3 protein-coding genes are annotated in these 3,469 nt (G+C 60.8%); 1 reads left to right on the top strand and 2 read right to left on the bottom strand.

Going from position 1 to position 3,469, the window contains the following annotated elements; all coding sequences use genetic code 11:
* Positions 1 to 126: 126 nt before the first annotated feature.
* The gene (locus D8U69_RS13820; RefSeq protein ID WP_056854020.1) at positions 127 to 990 is read right to left on the bottom strand and encodes a LysR family transcriptional regulator; all 864 of its coding nucleotides are present in this window, start codon (positions 988 to 990) and stop codon (positions 127 to 129) included.
* Positions 991 to 1,006: 16 nt separating this feature from the next.
* Positions 1,007 to 3,265 carry a heavy metal translocating P-type ATPase gene (locus D8U69_RS13815; RefSeq protein ID WP_130907504.1) on the bottom strand — a complete coding sequence of 753 codons (2,259 nt, stop codon included), beginning with the start codon at positions 3,263 to 3,265 and terminating at the stop codon, positions 1,007 to 1,009.
* An 85-nt stretch (positions 3,266 to 3,350) separates the two neighbouring features.
* Between D8U69_RS13815 and D8U69_RS13810 the strand changes: the two genes are divergently transcribed.
* Positions 3,351 to 3,469 (top strand): MerR family DNA-binding transcriptional regulator (locus D8U69_RS13810; protein WP_130907503.1); only part of this gene is annotated, 119 nt, incomplete at its 3' end.

Below are 3,469 nucleotides of genomic sequence, written 5' to 3'. Positions count from 1 at the left end.
ATCGTTCCCACGCTCTGCGTGGGAATGCCTCAACGGACGCTCCGCGTTCGGCTTTTGGGACGCGGAGCGTCCCGGGATACATTCCCACGCGGAGCGTGGGAACGATCATCACAGGCAATCGAGCTCTCAGGCCGGGGCCATTTCCTGCGCCAACCCCAGGAACGCCGCCGGCAGCCGTGCGTTTTTCCGCTCCTTGAGGCAGTACAGATACTCCGGCAACAACGGTGCATTCTCGATGGTCAGCACCCGCAGCTGCGGATCGTGCGGCACTTCCTGCCGGGCAATCAGGCTGATGCCGATGTTGCGCAGCACCGCTTCGCGAATCGACTCGCGACTGCCAATCTCCAGCAACGGCCCGACACTCACCCCGGCGCCAGCCAGCAATTCTTCGGTCATACGGCGGGTGGTCGAACCCGTTTCGCGCATCAACAATGTATGCCCCGCCAGTGCACTGAGCGGTACGTGATCATGTGCCGCCAGCGGGTGATTTCGATGCACCGCCAGCACCAGCGGATCGCTGCCGAGCACCCGGCGAATCAGCCGTGCATCGTCGAGCAACTGCGAGGACGCCGCGACATCGACGCGGTAGTCCTCCAGCGCTTCGAGCACCTGCTGGGAATTGCCGATTTCCACCGACACCTCCACCTGCGGCAGACGCTCGCGGAAAGTCTTCACCAGATCGAGGATGTAATACGGCGCCGTCGCGGCAATGCGCAGCGTGCCCTGCACCTGACCGCAATTGCGCAGGAAGAACTCGATGTCGGCTTCCTGCTGCATCAGCGCCTTGACCATCGGCAACAACCGCGCGCCCTCCTCGCTGACGCTCAGGCGCCGGCCGCCACGGTAGAACAACTCGACCGAATACTGACTTTCGAGATTGCGAATCTGCGTCGTCACCGTGGGCTGACTCAAACCGAGCTTTTTCGCGGCCTGGGTGATACTGCCCAGTCGGGCCACCATGTAAAACGCCTTCAGCTCGGCACTCAGCACAACCCGTCCTCATCCTTTATTTGCGCAGCAGGCGCAACCCGTTGAACACCACCAGCAAACTGACGCCCATGTCGGCGAAAACCGCCATCCACATGGTAGCGAGCCCGGCGAAGGTTACCCCAAGAAAGATCGCCTTGATCACCAATGCCAGGGCAATATTCTGCTTGAGAATGCTCGACGTCTGGCGCGACAGCTGAATGAATGCCGGGATTTTGCGCAGATCGTCGTCCATCAGGGCGACATCAGCGGTCTCGATAGCGGTATCGGTGCCTGCGGCGGCCATGGCGAAACCGATTTCGGAACGGGCCAGGGCCGGCGCATCGTTGATGCCATCACCCACCATCCCGACGTGATGCCCCTTCGCATACAGCGCTTCAATCGCCTGTAACTTGTCGGTGGGCAACAGATCGCCCCTGGCCTCGTCGATACCGACTTGCGCTGCGATCGCCTGCGCGGTGTGCACGTTATCGCCGGTGAGCATCAAGGTCTTGATGCCCAACTCATGCAACTGGCGGATCGCTTCGCGGCTGGATTCCTTCACCGTGTCAGCCACGGCGAACAGCGCCAATGGGCCGGACTGATCGAGCAGCAGCACCACCGACTTGCCCTGTTTCTCGAGGGCGGACAGTTTCTCTTCCAGCGCAGGAGAACACAGGCCTAGGTCTTCAACCAGGCGATGGTTGCCCAAATGGTACAGCTGGCCATTGATTTCGCCGCGCACCCCGCGCCCGCCCAGTGCTTCGAAGTTATCCACAACAAGTGGGGCCAATTGTTTATCCACAGCCGCGTTGGCGATCGCCAGTGACACCGGGTGATCCGAACGGCCGGCCAGCGCCGCGGCAATCGCCGGCGCCGATGCATCGGCGGTGGGGTCAAGCGACAGGTAATCGGTTTGTACCGGTTTGCCATGGGTGATGGTGCCGGTCTTGTCCAAAGCAAGGTAGTCGAGCTTGTAGCCGCCCTCCAGGTAAACCCCGCCTTTCACTAGAATACCTTTGCGGGCCGCGGCAGCGAGACCGCTGACGATGGTCACCGGTGTGGAGATCACCAGGGCACAAGGGCAAGCGACGACCAACAACACCAGGGCGCGGTAGATCCAGTCGAACCACAGCGCATTCATGAACAGTGGAGGAATGACTGCGACCGCCAACGCCAGGATGAACACCGCCGGCGTATAGATTTTCGAGAACGTATCGACGAAGCGCTGGGTCGGCGCCCGTGCGCCCTGGGCCTGCTCGACAGCGTGGATGATTCGCGCCAGGGTCGAGTTGTTTGCTGCCGCCGTCACGGCGTATTCCAGGGAACCGGCCTGGTTGATGGTGCCGGCGAACACTTTGTCGCCAATGGTTTTTTCCACGGGCAGGCTTTCACCGGTAATCGGCGCCTGATCAATGCTCGAGTTACCCGCGAGCACTTCGCCATCCAGCGCGATGCGCTCACCGGGACGCACCCGTACCCGGGCACCGAGCTCGATAGCCTTCACATCCTGCGTGACCCAAGTGCCGTCAGCCTGCAACACCGTCGCTTGTTCCGGCGTCATCTGCATCAAGCCACTGATGGCATTGCGCGCGCGGTCGAGGGATTTGGTTTCGATCAACTCCGCCACGGTGAACAGGAACATCACCATGGCCGCTTCCGGCCATTGCCCGATAAGGATTGCACCCGTCACCGCGATGCTCATCAACGCGTTGATGTTCAGGTTGAAGTTCTTCAGGGCGATCCAGCCCTTTTTATAGGTGCCCAGGCCGCCGCTGAGGATCGAGATCAGGGCAATGACCGCCACCACCCAGTTCGGAGCGGCGGCGGTGAAGTGGATGACTTCCGCCACCAATGCGCCAACGCCGGACAATCCCAGCGGCCACCAGGACTTTTTCTCGGGTGCCGGGGCCTGCGCTTCGGCGCCTTGCTCCAGGGGCTCGGCGTGCATGCCGAGGGCTTTGATGGCGTCGACAATCGGCGCAGTGCTGGCCAGATTATGGGTGACGCCCAGCACCCGGTTGATCAAATTGAACTCCAGCTGCTGCACGCCGGTCAGTTTTCCCAGCTTATTTTGAATCAGCGATTGCTCGGTCGGGCAATCCATGGCCTCAATACGGAAACTACTCAGCCGCGCATCGGCACTTGGCGCTTCGGTCAACTGAATCAGCGTGGGCTCGCTTGCTTTCGGTGCGCAACAGGATTCACCATGGCCGCCATGTAAATGTTTGGCCACGGGCTTAAGCTTGCTGCTGCAGCAAGTGTCTTCGGGTTTGTGGCTGTGCAGGGAATCGCTCATGGGTCGTGTCCATAAAAGTACCTGTTGCCAAGTAAAGACCCTGTAGCCACTATAGGGTCAAGCACCCTTTTTGGAGATCCTCGTCATGAAGATCGGAGAGTTGGCGAAACTCACGGATTGCGCCGTGGAAACGATCCGCTATTACGAGCGCGAAAACCTGCTGCCGGAACCGGCCCGCAGCGACGGCAACTACCGCGTCTACAC

The sequence above is a fragment of the Pseudomonas sp. Sample_16 genome (genome assembly GCF_004307665.1).
Classification (GTDB): domain Bacteria; phylum Pseudomonadota; class Gammaproteobacteria; order Pseudomonadales; family Pseudomonadaceae; genus Aquipseudomonas.
The sequence above is the reverse complement of the archived record's forward strand: the minus strand, read 5'-3'. Positions and strand labels throughout refer to the sequence as shown.